This window comes from Natrinema sp. H-ect1 (genome assembly GCF_041821105.1).
In the GTDB taxonomy this organism is placed as follows: domain Archaea; phylum Halobacteriota; class Halobacteria; order Halobacteriales; family Natrialbaceae; genus Natrinema; species Natrinema thermotolerans.
Genome location: NZ_JBGUBA010000011.1, coordinates 18,895 through 37,645 on the forward strand (window position 1 = coordinate 18,895; position 18,751 = coordinate 37,645).

Here is an 18,751-nt window from a genome sequence, read left to right on the forward strand (position 1 = left end):
ACTACAGTCGTGGCTCGATCGGATACGGTGGTCGTGGCCGGATCGGATCCGGTGGACGGATCGGCTCGGACGGGGCGTGCGTATAGACCGTGTCATCTTTTACGAATACCCAATACGCTTCACCCGCATTGAGGGGGTCGTCGGGATGGACGAGTTCGTACGCGTAGCCTGTGGACTGGCCGTACGCCATGTGGAACTCGTCGTCGATCGAACGCAGCGCATGGAACGCAGGCTGCTCTTCGGTCTGATAGTGGCCGATCAGGTTCCAGCCCTCCTCGAGTTGCTGCTGATTCATCACCGCACCATCGATGTCACCAGTGCTGCTTGCAGGCCGGTTGTAGACGTTGATATCGAGCGTATCGGCGGTCTCCATCTCGACGATGTACCCCTGACCGCCTTCGAGCGAGTCGAAGTCGCTTTCGGGGTCGTCGGGATCGTATTTCTCCCAGCTGTCACCAGTGTAGGACCAGATGACGTCGACGTTACTGGTGTCGAGTTCATCGAGGTCCTGCCCGCCGGAGATTGCCGGCACGGACACGAAGTTCGTGCCTTCGTTCAGCTGGAGCTTGGTCGTATGGACCGTTACGGGCACCGTCTGTCCCCGGCTCGAGTCGTTGGTGATTTCGCGGAAGGAGTCACCCCGAATGGTAACGTTCGGTTTGTCACCCGTCTGGAGCGGGTCGTCGAGGTCGACTATAAGCAGCCCATCATCACCGGTTCCCCAGTTATCGACATATTCGACACGTCCCCCTTCGACGGAGATCGAGTCTTCCTCGATCCGACTAATATCAACCGGTTCATCGAAGACGATCCCGATTTCATCGTTGCTCTGTGGATTGATTATCGCATCAATGACTTCCGGATCTCCCGTATCGACATCTGTCGAGGTGCGCTCCCACCTAACACCGTTTCCAGCGATATCCGTTGCGATGACGAGGGTGGCGTCGTACCGACCGTCTCGCGGTGCCGTGTAGGTGGCCGTATAGACGTAGTCCGGATCGGTGGATTGCCGGTTGAAGTCCTCGGCAGTCAGTACCTCGTCGACCGGACCCCTCGTCGGGGGGAGTCCTTGTTCCACGGCGAGGTCGTTTTGCGTCTCGACGTCGACTTCGATCGTGTCGAGTGCCTCGCTGGACGTGAGACGGTAGGTGATCGTCTCTCCTTCGACAGCAGCACTCAGCTCGACGTCCGGGTCCATCGAGTCCTCGAGCGTGCGGTTCACGGTCGGAGCCGCGCTCCCGTTCGCGTCGTAGACGGCGTCCGAAGCGATGCCGAGTTCGTCAGTCCCGAGATCGGTTCCAGTGACCGCAGCGTCAAGCGTCACGACCGCCGTCGTCGACGTTGCAGTGTGGTCGACGCTTTCGATCGCGCTAGCGCCGTCCCCACTGTTGTCGGTATAGACGAAGTCGGTAGCGTTCAGCGACTCTCCGGAGGCGTTCACAACGCCTTCGGAAAACCGAACGGTGACAGTTGTCTTGTTTGCCGCCGCATCGAGACCCGTGAAGTGTGGTTTCTCGACGTCGTTCAACTGAGCGGGCACTCCCTCAGCGTGGTTGCCAGCTGCGTCGGTCGCACCGGTAGCTGCGATCGTCGCGTTGCTGGTGTTGATCTCATCGAACGAAAGTGGCGAGTCGAGAGTAACATCATACGTATTGGCCCCACTTCCGTCCTGGACGGCATCGATCGTTGCATCGACACCGTTGAGGTCGAAGGCGTTAGGGCCTACGTTCGACATCTCTTCGCCGAACGTCACCTCAATGGTGTCCGTCCCGGCGTTTGTCTGCACGGAGTTGATCGACGGGGAGACGGTGTCTTTCTCGATTCCCCACACCGTTGCGGTATTAGTGTTTCCACCCTTGTCCGTCACTCTGACAGTAACGGTGGTGCTATCACTGTCCTCGAGGGCAGACACGTTGAGAGGTGAAATCGTCGTGTGTCCGTCGACGTTATTTACGCTTCCGGACGCTTCAGCTCCATTGGTGCCAGTAACAGTCACCTCGACATCGACGATCTCATCGGTAAGATCGACCCCGACACTGTAGTTTTCATCGTTGTCCTGGTTGATTGTCTGTGTAGCGATATCGGCAGTAGTGACAGTCGGATCGGTGGTATCCCGAAGCGCGACCGTCTCGCTACTGTCGACGTAGCGTTCCTCGCCGGTAGCGGTGTCCGGAACCTCCCCGGAACGCGCAGTAATCACGTCGGTACCGAGGTCGCTAGCAGCGACCGCGTTGTCCAGTGTGAGTCTCGCAGTCGCCTTGCCTTCTCTGTGTGTCACGCTGTCGATCGCAGCTGCACCGTCACCACTGACGTCCTGATACGCGAAGTCAGTGAGATTGAGTTGGTCACCGATGCCTTCGGAAAAGGTGACCATAACCGCGTCTTGGCCAGCGTTAGATTCGACTCTTCTGATCGACGGCGCCGCAGCGTTTACGTCGACGGTCGTCACGTAATCGGCGGAATCGCTCGTCCAGTCAACGCTGTCCGCCGCAACGAGCGCGACCTTGTAGTCGGTGTTGTCGTCGATCGCTGCGTTGCTCAGGTCGAACGTCTGAACGAGATCGGTCCCGCTCCGCTGCTCGACTGCCTCGCTGACCACGTACGTTTCGTCCGAATCAGGGTCGAACAACTCGAGACGGAGGTCCGTCGCGTTGGTGGCATCGGCGTAGTCGTACGTGACGTCGACCGTATCACCCGGCGCGATGTCCTCGGTCGTGTTCAGTTCCACGGCAGTCAGTTCCGGGTCGTTGTCGTCGACGACGACAGGGGCGCCGTCAGTCGACGTGCTGTTGGTGTTCCCCGCCGTGTCCGTCGCTTCGATCGTCACCGAGTACGCGCCGTCGGCGAGGTCCCCCGGCGTCGTTCTCTGCTCGTCGAGATCGAGGATAACGGATTTCGAGGCGTCGCTGATGTATCCCCCATCGTCGATCTCGTAGGTGTAGGTCTGCCCGGTCGCGTTGTACGTTTCCCCCTCGAGCGTGACGGTCACGTTCTGTGTGTTGGTCTCGAGATAGTCGTAGGTGATGTCGAGGGTACTCCCCGAGGACACGGTCACACCCGCTTCGTTGCGGAGGTCAATCGTCGGTGTTGGCGAGACCGTATCAACGACGAACGACGACTCGTACTGTGTGGCCGCGTGACCGGCGTTATCCGCCACATCGACCGTGACGGTAACGGTGCCGTCTTCGTAGGCGTATCCAGCGGGCTCGAGGGTGAGGGTCCCACTCCCGCTATCGTAGGTGACGTTGTCATCACCGATCCCGGCATCGTCCACCACAGTCGAACCGTTGTTCTCGACGCTGACCGCGATCGAGTCGGCGTCCACACCGGACGCCTCGTCGGTGAGAGCCACCGTGTAGGACTGATTTGCATCGTTCGTGACTGTCCCATCCGACGGCGTTGGGTTACTGATCGCCGGGGCGCCGTCAATTTCGACAGAATCGGCCCCCTCCGATTCGACGAACTCCTGTCCTTCATCCACAGCAACAGTGACCGTATCACCGGCCTCAAAGGTCAGTCCGTCTAGAGCAGTCAGGTCGATCTCGGTAGTAATGTTGCCCGAAGTATTATTCTCGAGATCCCGACTCCCGTCGTCCTCAATCGTGACGATTGCAGTATTGGTATCAGCGTCAGTAATCCGGAACGTCGCGTTTCCGGCAGTTGTTTCATCGATTGCAGTCGATACTGTTACCGTTCCATTCGACTCCACGTATTCCTCTGAAACGTCGACGGCATTCGCTGTCGCGGCCGCACTCCCCGCAACTGCTATGGTGCCCCCAAAAACAGCGACGACCACAGCAACTGACAGGAGTGCGACATAGGTTCGCTCCCCTATCTCTGTCATGATTATGTATTGTAGTAGCCGACAGCAGGTTCTGATTGCCCCCATCACCTACTCCCGGTACATGTCGTCAACTACGCTCCCATCACATAATTCTAATGGACTGGTAGTTCAGTATATCCTATAGTTACGAGGATCCCTGCTCGGAGCATGTGATGAGCGATACTAGGATGTCCAACAATTCCTGTGAAGCGCGGTGAAGTTCCGCTCTGCCGGTCGACATTCCGTTGCCGGTAGGTGGAGATAGATCTCAATCGAGCGTTGCGAAAACGGTCTCGAATACTCGAAAACTACGAGTTCAGAAACACAGCCGATTCGTCACTGCTGGCGGCGAAGCGCCAGCATCGCGAACGCAAGGAGGGCAACGAGTGTGACGTTCACTCCGAAGCCGGGAATCGGTCCGCTCCCACCGTCATCGCCATCGTCGTCATCTCCGTCGCCACCGTCGCCACCGTCGCCGCCATCTCCATCGCCACCGTCGCCGTCACCTTTGCCGGGGTCCTTCTCGGTGACGGTCACCGTATCCGTCACAGTATCGGTTTCACTGAAGTCGTTCCTGACGGTGAGTTCGACATCGTAGGTGCCCGGCTCGGCGAACGAGGTCGTGACGGTCTTGCCGGTGTAGCTGTCGCCGTCGATCTCCCACTCGTAGGCGATGATCTCCCGTTCCGAGTCAGTCGACTTCGCGGCCGAGAAGGTGATTTCTTCGCCGACCGTCGCTGACTCAGGATGGATAACCATCACTGCCGTTGGCTTGGGATTGTCAGGTTCGTCACCACCGTCACCGCCACCGCCCGGCGGGAAGCCACCACCGCCGCCACCGCCGCCACCGCCACTACCGGCAGTATTCAACGTGAGCGTTCCCGTTGCCGTGTGGAGTTGGTCGCCGGACGAATCCGCTGCAACGTGGACGTATCGATACGTCCCTTCGCTCCACGCTTCGAGGGTGCCGACATCGATCGTCGCGTTCGAGCTATTCGTCGCCACTGCGGTGGCAGACGCGTTCAGAGTGATCCCGCCAGTCGTACTCTCGTTCACGAGCGACGAGTTGAGCGCCGCAAGCGTGGTGTTATCGAACGTCTCGTTGTCGACCCGGAAATCGCCGTTGAATCCACTCACACCCGGCTCGAGCGTAATGTTCTCAGTAGAGAGGTTCGTACTCGGGTCGGCTGTGATATTCAATATCGTCGCGGTATCGTTGAACGCCGCTGCATCGTAGAGGAAGACCCCCTGCCCGACCTCGCCGCTACCGGGCTCGATGCCCGTGGTCGTCTCGAACGTCACGTTCTCTCCGAGATCAGCATCCGAGGGAGTCACCGACGATGTTCCTTCTTGAACCTGGAACGCGTCGAGCCCGATGATCGTCGATTCACCGGCATCGACGAGGTTCCCGTTATCGACATCGAGGCCGTCACCGCTCTCGATCGTGGTCACCATCGTGATGTACTGCCCAGCACTTTCGGTGGGGTAGGTGACGTCCGCATCGAGGGCACCCTCGCTGGTGACTTTCGTTTTCTCGACGCTTGTGAACGTCATATTGTCGTTGATCTCGGACATGTCGTTCGCGTCGAGGAATGCGAAGAGGTCGGTCATCTCGACGCTCGAGTCGACGTCCGGTTCGGCAACGATCACTCGGACTTCGTCGCCAGCGAACCGCGTCGTATTAGCAGAGTCACTACTGTCGAGTTCGAGTGGAACGTCCGTCCCGTTCGTGAAGACACCCACCTGATACCGGTTGGCTGGAATTTCGCCGTCAGGACTCTTGATTCGAACGTCGTGGAGCGGGACCGTCGTCTCGGCCGCCTCGAGGTCGGCCCGATACGGAATGACCGATCGCTCCCAGAGAGAGACGTTCTCGATATTCGTGTCGTATATCTGATCACCAGTGGTCTGTGTCGTCGCTACTGGTGACGATGTCGCACCCACCGCACCGGTGATCGGCGCCGCTATCAGGATCAGTATCATCCCGATAACGACAGTCGATTTAGACATGGTCTTATGACTGTTATCTATTTAGTTATTTCTTTCCATCGTCACAGACGTATTCCCGAGATACGAACGGTTCAGTCCGACGCGACGAACGGAATCCAAAACGAAAACGAGGGCCGTGTATCGTTTTCTAATCGGTACCGATACCGGGCCACTACACGGGCCCGTCTCCGTTTTCGAGTCGACGACGAGCGCTTTCCGACGGACGAATCACGAAACTGGGAACGGGGGCCCGCGTTCAGCGAGTGACTAGTGTTCCAGAAACCGATACGTTCACATCGCTGTATCGCGAATCCGCCACGACGGCCAGCGGGCGTTCGATCGCCACACGGCCTCAACCGAACCTATGGCACTGTCTCATACGCACTCCCGATTGTCTCAAGTAGCGGTACTCGCGCTCATCCTCGTCGTTCTCGTCGGCTCCATCGGCACGGTATCGGCGGCCGCCGAGACCGATTCCGAGGACTCCGAACTCACAGTCTCGGACACGATCGATACGCCGACACGGACCGTGACGATCGAGGGGTCGGAGTATACCGTCTCCGAACTCGCGAGCGTGGATAAGGGCGGTTCGATCTCGGTCGATGTCTCGACGGGGTCGAATACAAACTACAACGTCTACCTCTACAACGGCGAGCAGCAGGTGGAACTCTCGGAGAGCGGAGTCGGTCCACAGCAGCTGACGATGGACACGGCACCCGTCGATCCGGGAACGTACGCACTGACGCTGTATATCGACGGCGACTACGTGGATTACCTCCCGGTCGTCATCAGCGGTTACGACGTCTCGACGACACACCCCACGTCGGTCGAGACGGGCACCGAGAACGTGACCGTCGACGTCACGAGTACGGCAACCACTGCCGAGGGTTCGCCCGCGGGCGTCGAAGTCGTCGCCTGGAACGACGACACGGTCATCCGCGAGCCCGCGACGCACGTCGACGGGGAAACCTACCGTGCCACCCTCTCCACCACCGATTTCGCGGTTGGAGAGCCGTATGCCGTGTACGCCGTCGCTCAGGGCACCGAGCAATACGAAGGCGAACCGGAGGCGCTCGGCGTCAGCGACGGCGCCACACTCCGAGTGACACACGACGACGGTAGCGATAGCGACGACGGCAATAGCGGGACCGACGATGGCAGTGACAGCGACGAGACCGATACTGGTGATAGTAACGTCGACGGGAACGAAAGCGACTCTCTCGACGGAAACGAAACCGACCCTCTCGAGGGGAACGAAACTGATCCCCTTGAGGACGGGAATGAAACTGATCCCCTCGACGGGAACGAAACGAACTCGCCCGACAATGATGGATCGAACACGTCGGAGTCCGAGCGCAACGAGTCCGTGATCGAACCGACGGATGACGGCAACGATGCGGCGACCGACGGCGGAACCGACTCGGTGCCGGTAAACGCCGTCCCAGTCCTCGTGAGCGTCGTCCTACTCGGTGGGCTCTACGGGAGACTGACGTCCTCCCACGGCTAACGCCGTCGGGTTCTTCCACTGTGGGGTTGCTCCCTCAGAAATACGAGGGCCGCAGGTTCGTCGACGCGGTGGGCGCTGACCTGCGTTTCGAGCGGTGGCAGTACAGCCCCCGCCTCTGACAGCGGGTCGGAGACCGTGCCTCCGGCTCGGTTGTCGATGGTCAGCGCGTCGTTCTCGGCCGCGGTATCGTCCACCCCACAGTCGGGACGTGGACGCGTTCCCTACACCAACAGTATGTTCCAACACAAACGTTTAAGTAAATTTTTGTTGATGATGAGCATAGAGTGACATAATCGGCCGACTATGGGGAGGGGAAAAGTATGAGTGACGATCCGACCACGAGGACAGTTCACTGTCCGAACTGTGAGACAGCACGCAAAGTCCGCATTACGGTCCCGTGGCAGGACGATATCTGCATGCAATGCGGCGAGTCCGTCGAGTAGGCGGCTCCGGATGGGTCCGAGACGCGGGTACTAGTCTCGAGACGCCGACCCGTCGGACCGGACGACCGAGAGTGGGGGGCCGATGCTAACCGCAGTTGCGTGACAGCGGCCGATCGCATCGACTGGCCCTGCTGGGACCGACTCGTCAGCTCCCGCTCCGTGGACGACTGTCGTCTCCGGCCACCACGTCGAGCCCGTCGCAGTGGTGACTGCCGACGACTGCTCGAGCGAGGAGACCCACAGCTACCGAACCCACCGATCACCGGCTCGTCGCGGGGGAGTGCAGTATCGCGTGCGAGATGCGGACTCTCTCGAGGGACGGCCGACTGACCCGTCCACGGTCTGCCGAAGACGTCAGCTGTCTCCGGGACCGCTCCCGTCGGCGGTCACTCGCGGGCTCTCGCTCGAGTCCCGCGGGGGACTCGAGTCCAGCGTGGTTTCGTTCGAATCCGGTGGCGTTCCGCTCGAGTCCGTCGGCCGGGTGACCGTCGAGGTCGTCGTCTCGCCTGGGATTGCCGCGTCGGCTGGGAGGATGAGTCGGCGCTCGGTGTACTCGAGGCCGTTCTTGCGCTGGGTGCGTTTGCGGACCGCCAGTCGATGCTTGGAGAGGTCGAGCGCGGCATCGATCGTGCGGGAGACGAGTTTCTTCGCGTAAGTCTCGCTGATGCCGTCCTCCTGACGGCGGATCCAGTGTTTAAGATCGGAGGCGGTGACGTACTCGTCGACGGACTTGCAGCCCTCGGTCCAGGGGTCGTCGCCGACGGCGGGATCGGTCCTGGCTTGCCAGAGTTTCGCCGCGAGTCGGGTGGGGAGGGAGTTGGCCGTCGACCGGCGCATGTCCGCGTCCATGCGGGCCAGTTGCTGGATCGGCAGGAGATCGCCGTGAGCGAGCGCCACGTCGTCGCTCCGATCGAGCGGATCGCTCGAGTCGGGGACGCGGTAGTAGGTCTCGCCGTCATCTTTCGTCAGTTTCTCGAGGCGGTCGCCGGCGACGGCGACCTCGTGGGGATCGACGGTCTCGGTCCGGAGGTGGGCCCCCTTCTCGAGTTCCCGCGCCTGAAGTTCGCGGACGCGGTCCTTGTTGGCGTCGGCCTTCCGGAGCGCCGCCTCGGCGGCGCGTTCGGTCTCCGTCGTCCGGGACTCGCACTCGTCTAATTGGGACTCGAGATCCGCGATGCGCTCGTCCTTGCGGGCGCACTCGGACTCGAGATCGTCGATCCGGTCAGTAAGGGCCGCGACCTGCTCGGAGAGGGTCGCAACGTGCTCGCGCAGCGCCGCGAGGTCGTCGTGGGCCGGGTCACTCGCCATCGCGATCACCGCCGTTGCAGTCGTCGGTCGGTTGCGTGGGGTCGTCCGTGCGCTTCGATCCGACGGCGTCGATCGCCCCCGGTTCCGGGCCGGAATAGGTCGTCGTCAGCGAGTCACAGCCCGCGAGCGTCGCGGGGTCCTCGGTCACCGAAAGCGGCCGGTCACACAGCTCAAGGCCGACGCGTCGCGCCTCCGCGTCGATCTCCCGCAGCCGACGGGTCGCGTCGCGGCGCGTCTCCTCGTCGAGCGTCGCTCCGGTCCGGCGGACGTCCTCGAGGAGCGTTTCGGTGAGGGTGGTGATCGCCTCGAGGCGGTTGCGGACTGTGTCTAGGTCGGTGTCCGTCGATGCGTGTCGGTCGGGGCTTTCAAGGCCCCGCGAATCGTCGTTTGTCATGGCTTCCGTAGGGTAGTTACGGGAGCTTCTCACGGACTCGGTGCCGCAAACACCGGTCCGCAATTTTGCAACTCTGAAACCGCAAGAGTCACATTTAGCTTCCGTGCTGGAGAAAAGAACATCCACTGACATAAATCTTGACAACGAACGTTGTCTAAGTAGGTAGACATTCGTATACGAAGCCCTCTCGGATAGCACTACTTTTTCCGTATCGATGGTAGGCACTCACGAACAGATGGTAGAGCGGGTATCCTGGATGGCACCTGTCGATTACGAGATTATGCTCTTTTTCGAGGCTCATCCGATTCTGGTCTCTCCGAAAGTACTCGCGGTGAACATCGAATACGATCGCCAGTACGTAAGTCGGCGATGTAGCGAACTAACCAATGCAGGACTTATCGAATCAGTCGATACTGGTCTCTATCAATTGACGGATACGGGAACCGCGTATCTCGAGGGGGAACTCGACGTGAGCGAACTCGAGGGGAACAACTAGATCCAGAAAGCCCCGACGCGCTCGAGGGCTGCGACTCGCTGCGGTGCTTACATCGTCTCGCACCTCGATCGCGTGCCCCTTTCAGTCCCACCCGGCGGTAGTCCGGTTAGCAAGCTATCGGTAACGAGTACAGAGTACGGGTATTTGCGCAGAACTAGTCTATCCGGTCAACGATAGCGCAGTTACCTGTGATCGACTTCGATTTTCGTTCGTCGAGTATAGTTATCGAACGCGTAGTTGGCATCATCCGTATTAGGATAGTCATCGAGATAGTTGTATGAGTTTCCAGAAGCGCCTAGGACTACGACTCCACCGGGCGCTCCTCTATTGGGGCTCTTAGATCATCCGTATGGTCGCGAGTACGCGAAAGGACGATACACACCACTCGGCGGGGAGTACGAGGAATATTCGATGAACGAAAACGACGACTCTACTGAACTGAACAAAACCGATAGTTGATCTATGACGGAAAACGCAGCTCCTACCAGTTGCCGTCAATCGCCCGCCGGTAGCACTGCTCTGCCTGTTCAGCGGACTACAACCGCGGCGACTACCGACTGACGCTGACAAGCGGCTCCGTGATCGTCCTTGGACAGCCGACACCTATAGTAGCCACTGAAAGTCATTGCACACCTGATCGCACGACTGCGTCGCGATCAGTGTGTAAATCGTTTCAGTGGCTACTATAGAGTCGGTACGCCGGCCACCCGATCGGCCTCGCGATCAATCTCGTGCGGGCGTCAACGCTCGGCGTGACTGAGGTTCTCGTTGCTGGTCGTCCTGGGAGGATCGTACTGCCGACATCGTGGACCCATCGCCTCTGTCTCATTGAGTTACCGATCCGAGCATACAGTCACCCGACAGAGAGCTATGCACCATAACCACCCAATAGGATATATTGGAGGTTTCGGACGACGTGCAAGATATGGCTACTGGTTCCGTTGAATTCGATGTGCCTGCTTCGCGTAGCTACAACTGGAAACAAGCAAGCCGGGGAATAGATCCGAGATTAAGGACGCGTCGTCTACGGAGGAAATGCTCTGCCCGCTATATCGGCAATTCGCTCCGTGGGACTTCTGGAACTCTCTGGGGCACTTATAATACGATTAGACTGCGAAGGCGAACATCCTCGCCGTGCCATAGTGACCACGTCACTGGATCCACTCTCTAATAACAATCTCAGGACTATTTATCCATCAGCCATATATGGGATCATATGGAATCGCTGTCGGTCTGTACACCCACGTACAATGATGCGGATACAGTAGCCCGAGCACTTGATAGCGTTTCGGGCTTTGCCGACGAGATAGTCATTCTTGATAGCGACTCGGATGACGGGACGCGAGAAATCGTACAGCGCTACGACCAAGCAATCATCTACGACTATGAGTTTCAGGGGTTCGCGGATATGTTTGAAACGGCCAAGGAGCGTGCCTCAAACGAGTGGTTGCTTTACGTTGACGCTGATGAGGAAGTCCGCGAACCGCTAGCAGAGGAGATATGCGAAAAACTCACTGCACCTTCGAGAGACGCCTATAAGACGACGAAACGAAACCGGATGTGGGGGCGCTGGATGCACGCGGAACACAAGGAGCGACCAATCCTTGCCCGTAGGCAGGCATTAGACTGGGATGATGCTGTTGCTGGCGAGGAATGGCACGTCCGTGATGGGTTCAACGCCGGAAAGTTGCAGAATCCGATCCATCACTATGCCTACGACGAAATAGACGAATACGTGGACAAGTGGTTGCGATATACAGCTGCGGATGCGCTCGACGACACACAGAATGGCCAAACTCCGTCGATTCTATACTATTATCTGAAGGGGTTCGGGGCATTTGGATACCGATATTTCTATGAGCGGTCAATCCTTGATGGGTGGCAAGGGTTATTCTTCGCCCTTATGTCTGCCATCTTTTACCCAGCTGTCGATGCGCAGATGCGCCAACTACAAGCCGTGAGAAAACACCACGATGACTGGGAAGAGTGGTGGATTGATGAAAAATGTTAATTAGAATCGAACTACTGTTCGAGGGGGAAACCAACCCCGGAACTAACTTATCTGCGTTTGACCGTGCGACCATTCTCTTGGGGGTGAGAATATGACCTGTTATTTCGACTCTGACGGCAACACTGTGGACATGTACGACCATGAGGAGACTCTTGTTGGCGAGAGCGTCGAGTTTAGTGGATCATGGGATGGCGATGACTTTCTCCGAGAGGTCCTCCATATACTCCGTGACGCGATGGTAGGCACGAAACCAAGTGCTTACAACCAGAATCTCTTAGCAGATCTGGCGTCGGAGAACATCAAAGAAGGCGTTCCACGTGCTTGACAGTGCGTCGTCCACATTACTTTTTGGCGATGATATTCGAGATTGTGTCGATATCGCCCTTGACTTCTTCAATACGGTAGTTTCGGGTTGTGAGTATGTCAGTAATCTCTGTGAAACCGGAGTCCATATGCTCGTGTGCTTCGACAATTACAGTTGAAGGGGTACAGCCCATATCCTCTAGTATCTCCGCCTCTGCACCCTCTACATCGCAAATAACTACATCACATGGTGGGAGATTAGAGGGAGAGATTTTATCTGCTCCATCACCCCCGTCGAGACGGATATCAAGTCCCGATCCAACAACTGCATTATAGACCACAACAGGGGCTGGACACTCATTCTGCTCAGTCGCATATTGGATGGCCTCTGATGCGTGCGATGAGGCCTCATAGGTAACTACTTTCCCCTCTGGACCACACCGTTGTGCTGCTTGAACTGTCGTTGCTCCAAAGCCAGCACCAATATCTAAAACAGTATCCCCTGGCTTCACATGTTCACGGATTGCACTGATCTCAATCGACTCATAACCTGGCCTCCCAATTACCCCATCCAACACTCGTGAATTTGGCCTCTGCGTTTCAACACCCGCCAACCGAATTTTATCTCCACTCTTCTTCGGCATTCTAGAAACAATCTCTGCCCATATTTTCCAAAATAGGATTCGACCTCCCTCTTGATAGTAGACACGGGCCATTCTTCGTAACATCATATATAAATACACTTGCCGCGGTAATATATATGTTGTACTAATCTGGACTTCCCTCTAAAAGGTGTCATCGGTGTACTGATGGCACGGAGTATAATTACGTTCGCTGTCGCTGCTTCGCTAGTCCTGCTGTTTGACTACGGACTGGGTTAGGAGTGGAACGTATTTGCGACCCTCGGCGTTTTCACAGTCGTCTATACGGTCGCAGAAAGCGTTCAACGCTGATAAGTTTGTGTATGGAGTATTTTCACTCGTACTAAACTTGCTGGTGCAGCGCTCGTCGGCACGGTCGTTGCCGAGGACTAGGAGTACTTGATTGCCGAGTTCGATGTGACGCGCAACGACAGCGCCGTCCAACTCTCAATGTTTGATCTGGTTGAGGACGTCTTCTCGTAAAACGAGATGCTCCATCTTGATAACGACAGAACTCGACTCGGATCGTTCGACATCCTTGACGAGTCCGATCCAGACGAGATGGCAGTCACGTCCGATCGAACCGGATCATTTCGTGTCTACGAACCGGACTCGATTAGCCGACGCGAGCGGATGCAAGCGTGGGTAACAGCCTACTCGCCGGCGATAACGGGCTTACGTTCGAGTTCGAACTCGAGAAGTCGGCGAGTGCGTACGCTACTGGGACTGAAATCGAAATTACGACTCATCCGGCGGTCGTCGAACTGGACGGTTAGTTGATGATGATGCGGCGATTCTCGAGGTCGGCGACCAGTCGATCCCACACCCTGACCAACGGTGCGGCCATTATCATAGGATGGCTAAGAATTCTTATTTGACCTGGAGTACATTTTAACATTTCTAGACTTGTAGACGAGACTTCGCTCTGCCTGAAGTTGGTCATCAGGATCATAATCGAGGCGCTGGGTCCCGTGCAGCCGAAGATACCGCGTGTCCCTAATTACAATCGGGTGATTAACTGAGGTCAAATTGTACGTGTAGAGGGCCTCTCCCAAAGGGTTCCACCCCTCCTGATATGCACCGACTGTCCCCGTATTGTATGTCGTCTCATGGGTGATTTCACTCAACTCTCTTGCGTAGTAGTCATCAGTATAGATGGTTTCTGTGACACCGTCGATGGTCTGTTTTGCAGTCATCTCTTCGTCGGTCAGGTGGTATCGAACTTTCAATGGGTGGTCTGGAGTCGCAAACGGAGCACCCACTTGAGCTACTAGGAGAAACGCGATTAATCCGATCGCCGCCCCCGCCGAGATGTTCCCAGTCCGTTCTACTGTTATTCCAGCTAAAAGTGCGAGTGGGAGCGTGACCACCATGATTGTTCGCGAGTACGAGAACCCTGGAGCAACCACACTCATCGCAGCCAGAGCGGCCCCAGCAGTCCCAATACCGGCAACATACATTGCAGAGTCGGAAGTGTTACCTTTCCGACGGTCGTTGATAAGCAGCAACCATCCAAAACCAGCGAAGCCGCTAAGGGCAAGCCAATGCAGATTCCGTATCAGTACGCCAGTAATACCGCCAAGAACAACTGTAGATGCGGGTGTATCGAATTGCGATGCTGTAGTAATCCCTGCGCTGAGGAAGAACGCGATTAACTTACGAACGGCTGCCCATGCAAAGTCAGTTGCCCAAAACCATTGAACCGCCGTCATTATCCCGAGAACGAGGGCTATCTGCATGTGACTCATGCGCTGGGGCGATCGGGTGAGGATTGCAGCTGCTGCGAAATAAAGTGTAATCACGAATAGTGGGAGTTTATGAGTCAACAAGAGAGAGGCCGAGAGCAACAGGATTGTTACTTGGATCCATCGCTTCTGTGGGGGCCCAACGAGATGGGGACTGGTCGTAGCCTGGAGAAAAATCACAACGAGGAGAACGATACTAGCCAGAGTGATCACAGCAAGTGTCTGGGGAACCGGTTGTAGACTCCATGCTGCGACCATCCCGCCGGTCGGTGTGAGGATACCCGCAGCCAGCCCTCGGTATCCAAGCCTTCGACTAAGGGCGAAGGCGGCAAGACCGGAAACGATAGTCAAAGAGATCGGGATGAACACTAGCGCGAGTCGCCAAGGATGGGGGCCAAGAGGACCGACCACATAGTGATTAATTGCTCCAGCCCAGTGGAGGCCGCTGGCCCATCGATAGAAGGAGAGTCCAGATATCGCGGAATTAGAATGGAAATGAGAAACGTGTGCGACACCGGACGCTACCTTATCTGGGTCAGGACCAACCATCGAGGGGATAATCAGGTAAATGAATGTCCGAAGTCCAGTAAGTCCAGTGAGAAATATCCCGATACCAAATTCATCATTTGGGGAAGTATAGGCTAGTCCTGCGAGTAACAGGGTATAGAACGCTACAGCAGCAAAGTATGAGACACGAGAGACGTATACTGAAAAGGCAAATCCAAGGAACAGCAGAACGAAGATACACTTCGGCCGTAAGTCCATACTATCACATGTTTGCTCGCAACCTATTTATGCCTCACTATAACCAGATAATTAACAATGACTCTGGGCCAGGGGCGGTTCCTAAGTTATGGGGAGCGTGTCATAGAATCAGTCTCATAGCGTGAGTTTCTCTCGGCCAGGGTCGTCTCCCCGTTCGTAGTTGGTAATTGCAACGACGATCCGCAGACACAGTGCAAGGAACACTTGTGTTCGTGCGTGGACGCGGCCTCGGGCGCGGACGTACCCGAGGCCGCAATCCTTGACCGCGTCGTTGGTTCGTTCGACACCTGTTCGACTGTTGTACGTCTCATCCAGGACGGACTGCTTGAGCTGAACGTCGTCGCTGTGTTCGGTGATGCGGTCTTCGACCCTGTAGTCGATGTCTTTCGGATCGTCAGTGTTTCGCGGGTTGTACGGGGCGATTGGCACGACCCCTGCGGCCAGCAGTAGGTCGTGCCAATCGAGGAGATCGTAGGCGCTGTCTCCAAGCATCCAGATCGGTGTTTCGACGGCGAGTGCGTCACGCGTGACGCGCATCGCCGTCTCTTGGGGCGCTTGTTTGGCCTGCGTGAACTCTGCCGCGATCGGGATCTTTGCGCCGGTCGAGACGATCGTACAGCCGAAGCCGTAGTAGTACTCCTCAGCTGTCGGATCGTAGTTCCACGAAGCAGCGTCATTGGACTGGATTGCTTCGATGTGCGTCGAATCGATGGAGTACGTCGAGTCGAGCAGGCCGCGGGCGGCGGCCTGCTCGACGAGCCTGTCGAAGACATCGTCAATGACGTGTTCGAGGTCGGTGAGAAAGCGGTCAATCGTGTCTCTAGATGGCGGTTTGTCGAGACCGCAGTAGTACCAGACGAGACCGTGCTGGAGTTCGCGTGTAATCGGACGAGTACCGTAGACATTCTCGTAGTAGCAGTGCAGAAAGCCGCGAAAGAGGTCTGGTGGCTCGTGAACTCGTGTTCGCCCCCTCGAAGCGGGGGCGAACACGTCGTACTCCAGGAGAAACTCGAACTCAAGATGGTCGAACAGCGGTACTGTCTCCGTAGCCGCCGCATTCAAGAAGTCGTCTACCGAAGCTACGTCTTGCAGGGCGTTGGTACTGCTGGACACAGTTTCCAAACCCTGCGACCTCCCACGGGAGGTTTTCTATGACACGCTCTATGGGAGTTATATTATTACTTGGCGCGGTCGCAACAGTAATCGACTAGATATTAGGTTACAGAGAGTTTGTTGGACCGGCGGTTACGAGACTGATCGTTTTAATTCTACTACTTGCATACCTAAATCTCCGAACAAACACCAGATCTACAACCATTAACACCAATTAATATCATCTATTTACCACTCTACCAGATAGCGTAATATGGACTCAAGTGACCTTCAACAAGTCAAAATGCCACTTCTTGACGCTTGGTACATCGTTTAACATGCTGGATCAGATAGAAAAGAAGCGTGTTTGTATTCGGAGATGTACTTAAGTTTGGCTAGGCCCTCGTTTGATCTTGAGTTCCATATTGTCCTCGTGCGAGCCGACATCGTGATCGCCGAGTCAACTTGAGGTTAGCTGTCCCGTTTTTTGTGATTGGTCAACACCTATCTTCTCCACTTCTATATTAATAATAATGGGGTGGAATTTAGAGGGTATCCAAGACTCAATATCAAGACGGGTCATCGGTTCGCATTACCGGCGACTGTCGTCTGGTACAATCTCATCGAAGAACTCGATGTCCTCGATCGGAGTTAGAACACGATTCGCAACGAATGAATGTGCTTTCTGACGCCGGACTACTCAAAAAGACCGATGAGAAACGCGGCTACTACCAAATCACTGATTGAGGACTTACGGATCTCGAAGGGGAACTGGAGATGAGTGACCTTGAGCAGGATTATTGATGTCTATTCTTTCCTGCAACTTTGTAGTGAGTCTCTCAGAAAGTTCCGACGCGGTCGAAGGGCTACGACTCGCTGCGCTCCTTGCTACGCTGCAGTGCTTGCGTCGTCTCGCACCTCAAGCGGGTTGCTCCTTTCAGTCCCGCCCAGTAGTGGACTGATCGGGCTGTATAGATTGGTTTCTGGGATGGTCCATTACCAGGTGCCGTCGATCGCTCGCCGGTAACACTGTTCTGCCCGTTCGGCGACGGTGTCCCAGTCGTATCGCTGGGCTCGCGCCACTGGATCCGTCTCGGGTCGCTTGCCATCAAGTGCCCGCTGGAGGACGTCAGCGAGATCATCGACGGTAGGGGAGACAAGGAACCCTGCGTCGTCTATCACTTCGGAGGCTGCAGACTCGGGATGGTCAGCGGCGATAACGGTACAGTCGGCGGCCATTGCCTCTGCGAACGTGATCCCGAATCCTTCTCGAGTGGACGGCGACGCGAAGACGTCCGCCGCGCGCATATGCGCGAGGACATCGTCGTACTCTTCGAGGAAGCCCAGCATCGTTACTTGATCGGCGTGGGTCAGAGTCTGGACCTGGTACTCAAGGGAATCGAACTCCGGGCCATCACCGATGATTCCAAGTGTGGCGTCAAGATTAGTTTCAGCGATTCGGTCGAAGGCCTCAAGGAGGAGATCGACGTGCTTGTTCTCGATGAGTCGACCCGCGTACAGGATATCGAACTCATCGTCGGCGGACCGTGTCGATTCGATCTGGTCAAGGTCGATCCCGTTGGGGACGACCTCGATCTCGTCTCGCGACGGACCGATTTCTGTGAGACGATCGGCTGTGACGCTCGAGACGGCGATCGGGTAGTGAGGCGTGTTCGCGGTCACGTATTCGACGCTCTTTCCGAACGGTGCGAGACGACCGAGATACTCCTCCCAATAGGATCCCCAGACCTCGTGCCAGGTGACCGCTAACGGGACATCCATACCGAGTGTATCGAGCTTCGCAGCCAGCACTGGGAAGTATGGGAAGACGGAAGCGACTACGAGGTCGTGTTCATCAACGTGCTTCCGCAGCGTCGGGACGAGGCGGGCCGAAAAGTCAATTGCCTCAGTAATTGAACGCCGCTCACCCTCGTAGAGGTCGTACTCAGGTGCAGTGGCTCGGAGCGTCATTCCATCGTACCCGATTTCTTTTGGACCGTCCCAGAAGTGTCTACCGTAGACAGTCACGTCATGCCCTCTATTGACGAGGCGAATGCCTATTTCGTAAATCCGTTTTTCAGCACCTCCCTTAACAAAAGGGAATACGACGTTACTCACGAAAGCGACACGCATTATCAACCGAAAGAGAAGGGAATCAAAATACTGTTTCGGTGTCCCTAATTAGTGAATTATTTCCCACATCCCAATAGTAGCAACAGATTGATTGGTGAGGC

General features: G+C 56.6%; 12 protein-coding genes. 4 read left to right on the forward strand and 8 right to left on the reverse strand.

Going from position 1 to position 18,751, the window contains the following annotated elements; all coding sequences use genetic code 11:
* Window position 1: 1 nt before the first annotated feature.
* Entirely contained in the window at window positions 2-3,352 is a 3,351-nt protein-coding gene (locus ACERIM_RS16600; RefSeq protein ID WP_373633501.1) for a hypothetical protein, read from the reverse strand.
* A gap of 807 nt (window positions 3,353-4,159) precedes the next feature.
* Complete coding sequence (locus ACERIM_RS16605; RefSeq protein WP_172704601.1) at window positions 4,160-5,833, reverse strand: PKD domain-containing protein; 1,674 nt, start codon at window positions 5,831-5,833, stop codon at window positions 4,160-4,162.
* 343 nt (window positions 5,834-6,176) lie between these two features.
* On the opposite strand from ACERIM_RS16605, the gene ACERIM_RS16610 reads away from it, so the two are divergent.
* Window positions 6,177-7,319: a hypothetical protein gene (locus ACERIM_RS16610; protein ID WP_373633502.1), complete on the forward strand. Its 1,143-nt coding sequence runs from the start codon at window positions 6,177-6,179 to the stop codon at window positions 7,317-7,319.
* A 797-nt stretch (window positions 7,320-8,116) separates the two neighbouring features.
* Here the strand turns inward: ACERIM_RS16610 and ACERIM_RS16615 are convergent.
* Window positions 8,117-9,070, reverse strand: a complete 954-nt coding sequence (locus ACERIM_RS16615; protein WP_373633503.1) for a hypothetical protein — start codon at window positions 9,068-9,070, stop codon at window positions 8,117-8,119.
* Window positions 9,060-9,464 carry a hypothetical protein gene (locus ACERIM_RS16620; RefSeq protein WP_373633504.1) on the reverse strand — a complete coding sequence of 135 codons (405 nt, stop codon included), beginning with the start codon at window positions 9,462-9,464 and terminating at the stop codon, window positions 9,060-9,062. The genes ACERIM_RS16615 and ACERIM_RS16620 overlap by 11 nt, the downstream gene beginning before the upstream one ends.
* 235 nt (window positions 9,465-9,699) lie before the next feature.
* Here ACERIM_RS16620 and ACERIM_RS16625 point away from each other — a divergent pair, with 235 nt between their 5' ends.
* From ACERIM_RS16625 to ACERIM_RS16635, 3 genes are all read left to right on the forward strand, one after another.
* Window positions 9,700-9,960, forward strand: coding sequence for a MarR family transcriptional regulator (locus ACERIM_RS16625; protein WP_373633505.1), 261 nt, complete (start codon window positions 9,700-9,702; stop codon window positions 9,958-9,960).
* Window positions 9,961-11,176: 1,216 nt separating this feature from the next.
* Window positions 11,177-11,971, forward strand: a complete 795-nt coding sequence (locus ACERIM_RS16630; RefSeq protein WP_373633506.1) for a glycosyltransferase family 2 protein — start codon at window positions 11,177-11,179, stop codon at window positions 11,969-11,971.
* 130 nt (window positions 11,972-12,101) lie between these two features.
* A complete protein-coding gene (locus ACERIM_RS16635; RefSeq protein WP_373633507.1) occupies window positions 12,102-12,296 on the forward strand; it encodes a hypothetical protein in 195 nt (64 codons plus the stop codon).
* Between the two features lie 16 nt (window positions 12,297-12,312).
* Here the strand turns inward: ACERIM_RS16635 and ACERIM_RS16640 are convergent, their stop codons facing one another.
* From ACERIM_RS16640 to ACERIM_RS16655, 4 genes are all read right to left on the reverse strand, one after another.
* Entirely contained in the window at window positions 12,313-13,005 is a 693-nt protein-coding gene (locus ACERIM_RS16640; RefSeq protein WP_373633508.1) for an FkbM family methyltransferase, read from the reverse strand.
* A 770-nt stretch (window positions 13,006-13,775) separates the two neighbouring features.
* The gene (locus ACERIM_RS16645) at window positions 13,776-15,425 is read right to left on the reverse strand and encodes a hypothetical protein (RefSeq protein WP_373633509.1); all 1,650 of its coding nucleotides are present in this window, start codon (window positions 15,423-15,425) and stop codon (window positions 13,776-13,778) included.
* A 114-nt stretch (window positions 15,426-15,539) separates the two neighbouring features.
* Window positions 15,540-16,538 (reverse strand): transposase, encoded by a 999-nt coding sequence (locus tag ACERIM_RS16650; RefSeq protein WP_373633546.1) that lies wholly within the window; start codon window positions 16,536-16,538, stop codon window positions 15,540-15,542.
* Window positions 16,539-17,513: 975 nt separating this feature from the next.
* Window positions 17,514-18,650, reverse strand: a complete 1,137-nt coding sequence (locus ACERIM_RS16655) for a glycosyltransferase family 4 protein (RefSeq protein ID WP_373633510.1) — start codon at window positions 18,648-18,650, stop codon at window positions 17,514-17,516.
* Window positions 18,651-18,751 lie beyond the last annotated feature (101 nt).

Coding starts and splice junctions, on each gene's coding strand:
- ACERIM_RS16610 (WP_373633502.1), top strand. CDS start 6,177: ATGGCACTGTCTCATACGCACTCCCGATTGTCTCAAGTAGCGGTACTC.
- ACERIM_RS16655 (WP_373633510.1), bottom strand. CDS start 18,650: ATGCGTGTCGCTTTCGTGAGTAACGTCGTATTCCCTTTTGTTAAGGGA.
- ACERIM_RS16630 (WP_373633506.1), top strand. CDS start 11,177: ATGGAATCGCTGTCGGTCTGTACACCCACGTACAATGATGCGGATACA.
- ACERIM_RS16640 (WP_373633508.1), bottom strand. CDS start 13,005: ATGATGTTACGAAGAATGGCCCGTGTCTACTATCAAGAGGGAGGTCGA.
- ACERIM_RS16635 (WP_373633507.1), top strand. CDS start 12,102: ATGTACGACCATGAGGAGACTCTTGTTGGCGAGAGCGTCGAGTTTAGT.
- ACERIM_RS16620 (WP_373633504.1), bottom strand. CDS start 9,464: ATGACAAACGACGATTCGCGGGGCCTTGAAAGCCCCGACCGACACGCA.
- ACERIM_RS16605 (WP_172704601.1), bottom strand. CDS start 5,833: ATGTCTAAATCGACTGTCGTTATCGGGATGATACTGATCCTGATAGCG.
- ACERIM_RS16625 (WP_373633505.1), top strand. CDS start 9,700: ATGGTAGAGCGGGTATCCTGGATGGCACCTGTCGATTACGAGATTATG.
- ACERIM_RS16615 (WP_373633503.1), bottom strand. CDS start 9,070: ATGGCGAGTGACCCGGCCCACGACGACCTCGCGGCGCTGCGCGAGCAC.
- ACERIM_RS16645 (WP_373633509.1), bottom strand. CDS start 15,425: ATGGACTTACGGCCGAAGTGTATCTTCGTTCTGCTGTTCCTTGGATTT.